Source organism: Rhodococcus sp. (in: high G+C Gram-positive bacteria) (assembly GCF_049286785.1).
Classification (GTDB): Bacteria; Actinomycetota; Actinomycetes; order Mycobacteriales; family Mycobacteriaceae; genus Rhodococcus_F.
On sequence record NZ_JBAQEO010000586.1, the window covers coordinates 1 to 3220 of the forward strand.

A 3220-nucleotide genomic window follows, 5' to 3' on the forward strand; every position below is an offset into this window, starting at 1 on the left:
GCGATGGGGTGTGCCCCTTCGAGGTCCTCACCGATAACGGGAAGCAGTTCACCGGCAAGTTCACCCGACCGTCGCCCCGTCGAGGTGCTCTTCGAGCGCACCTGCCGCGAATACGGCATCACCGCACGCCTGACCAAACGGCGATCACCGACCACCACCGGCAAGATCGAACCGTTCCACCGGACGCTGCGATTTGAACTTCTCGATGAGGTCGGAGCGTTCGCGACGATCGAGGCAGCCCGGGCGGCGATCGATGATTGGATTCACGCCTACAACACGCACCGCCCTCATCAGTCGTTGGATATGGCCACGCCGGCGAGCTTGTTCCGGGCACGACAGGACGAAGAACCGACTACTACTTCCACCCCGAGTGTCGGTGTGGGTTCATCTTCGGCCCCGCAACCGATCGTGAGCATTTCGGCGGACGCGCGGCCCCTCGAGATCGATCTCCGAGTACCACCCTCCGGAATCGTGGACCTCGTTGGTGCACAGCAGATATGGGTCGGCAAGAGCGATTCCGGGCGCACCGTGACGCTGTGGGCGGATCTCGCCAGTGTCCACGTCGTACTCGACGATGACGTCGTCAAGACGATCGTGTCCCGGCTGACGACGGCCGATCTCGACCGGCTGGCCATGCGAGGTGCACGACCCGGCCGGCCTGCCCCCGCGCTACCCGCATTCGACCCCGCGGCGCCTTCAGCCGATCGTGTCCCGATCGAGGTCGATCGCACCGCCACGCGGGACGGAATCGTCGCCCTTCTCGGCCACCAAAACTCGCGCTCGGACCGGACACCGCAGGAACCCGGGTAACGCTGCGGATCGACGGCGGTCACTCATCCACGCCGTCGCCGGGAACCACCCAATCAAGACGCTGCCAAATCCAATGGTCGCCGCCGACCTGGGCCGGATCACCCAAGTCCGCCGGGCAACGACGGCACTGCCTCCACCTCCACCGGCGGGACCACAACGCCTGCAACGACGGGTCCCGAAGGACGGCGTCGACCGCAAGGCGACTCAGCCGGCAGATGACCGTTCCCCGGCGACGGTGAATCCCCGCAGCAGCGCGATGTCGCGGCATTCGCGGCCCTCGGCCACCCACCTAATAGCACACTGCTGGGCGGCGACGAACGATGTCGTCGACCGCCGATCATCAACGAAGCCCGCGGGATGCGTCCGCGCTTCCCGACCGCCGCCCGGGTGCGCGGCGAATCCCGGACAGGGTCGAGCGGCATCAGCTCGTGGGGTGATTGCTGTCCGCCGATTCGGTGGGCGACGGCGGCGAGGACGCGGGCTCGTAACGACCCGGCGCGGATCCGACATCCCCACGTACCCGTGGGTGATGATGGCGGGATGATGGGTGATGCGTACGCCCGGTTGGCCGAGGCGGTGGATCGCGCTAAGCACGGTTCGCCATTGGCCGCGGTCACCGTGGTGGTGCCGAACTTCGGCGTGGCTCGGGACGTGATCCTGCATCTGGCGCGCACGGTGGGTGTGGCGAACACCAGTGTTCTGACCGTCGATCAGGTGGTGACCCGACTTGCCGCGCCGGTCCTCGCGCCGCGGGTGGCGTTGCCGTACCCGTTGCTCGAGGGGGCGGTGCAGCGTGTGCTGGCCGAGGCGCCGGGCGTGTTTTCGGAGGTTGCCGACCAGCCGATCACCGCGCAGGCCCTTGCGCACGCGTCGCAGCAACTCGCCGCGCGCACGGTTATCGATCTGGAGGACCCGACGCCGCTGGTCGCCGAGGTCATCCGGATCCACCACAATGCGACCACGGCTCATTCCGATCGCTATTTTCTGCCGCATGAGGCGTACGCCGCGGCACGCGCCCGCATGCACACGCTCGGGCGAGTCATCGTCTTCCTGCCCTGCGAGTTGGATCCGGCGCATGGTGAGTTTCTGGCGCAGCTTCAGCAGGCCGCGACGACGGTCGACGACGGCGCTGAGGCCAGCGGCACTGCTGAGGCCACCGGCACTCTGGTGATCCACGCGTCAGACGCGGACGACGAGGTCCGTGCAGTTACTCGCCTGGTTCGCAGTCACCTCGCCGCCGGGGTGCCTGGTCACCGCATCGGCGTGTTCTATGGCAGCGTCGACCCCTATCTGCCCCTGCTGCATGAACATTTCACCCAGGCGGCGATCGGGTTCCATGGTCCGGAATCCCGTGGCTTCGCCGACCGTGCGGCCGCGCGGACCCTGCTGCGGCTGCTGCAACTCGATACCGACATCGTGCCGCGCCGCGAGCTGCTCGCGATCCTCGCCGAACGCGCCGTGCAGTGGCAGGACGAGGACGGCGCCACGCTTTCCGGTCGCCAGGCCGAGCTGTTGACTCGGCGCGACCTTCCGATCGTCGGTGGGGACGACTGGGGCAAACTCGACACCCTGGACCCCGGCCATCGCCGTTACGGCACGGCGCTGCTGTTGCGTCGCTTTGTCGAATCCCTGCGCCGCGACCTCCGCGGCGTCGCCGGCGCATCGACCTGGCCGGAGGTGTCGGCGACCGTGATGCATCTCGTCGACCGCTACTTTCGGACCGACCCCCGACAACCAGCGGATACGGTGCTCCTCCGTGATATCGCCGCCGGGCTCGCCGAACTCGACGGTATCGCCGCGACCCCCACGCCGCAGGGCATCGTCGACGCCGTCACCGTCCGCGTCGAGAGGCAGCGCATGAGCGCAGGCGCTGCCGGTGCGAGCGTCACCATCGGGCCGATCCCGGCCGGCAGCGGCCGGAACCTCGATGTGTGCGTTGTGGTCGGGATGGCCGAGGGCATCGTGCCCGCGATCCGGCGAGAGGACCCGCTGCTGCCGGACGCCGTCACCGGCGTCACCCCGGCACTGCGCCTCGAGTTCCAGCACCGTCAGCTGCAGATGACCATTGCCGCCGGCAGGTGTCACCGGGTGCTCACCTTCCCCCGCGGGAGCCTGCGCGGCGGAGCCGAGAAGGTGCCGTCCCGCTGGCTGCTGCCGACCCTGAACGCGCTGACCGGCGCCGCGGTGAGCACCACCGGTTGGCGACGCGACACCGAGCGGTGCGATCGCGTAGTCACGATCGAATCGTTCGACGCGGCGACGCAGCACTGCGACGAACGGGTCGGCGTCGGTGCGGCGTCGGCCACCGAATGGCGGCTGCGTGCCCTCGCCGCGGCGCCCGCCCGGCAACGCCGGCATCGGCTGCCGGATCCGGTGATCGCCCGGGGTATGGAGATGCGCGGAGACCGGT

The 3220-nt window shown here is 68.8% G+C and carries 1 protein-coding gene and 1 pseudogene; both read left to right on the top strand.

Annotated elements, in window-relative coordinates:
* Positions 1-810 (top strand): integrase core domain-containing protein (locus WAW17_RS21445; RefSeq protein ID WP_422334930.1); only part of this gene is annotated, 810 nt, incomplete at its 5' end.
* Between the two features lie 540 nt (positions 811-1350).
* Positions 1351-3220, top strand: a pseudogene (locus WAW17_RS21450) (PD-(D/E)XK nuclease family protein); the annotation flags it as partial.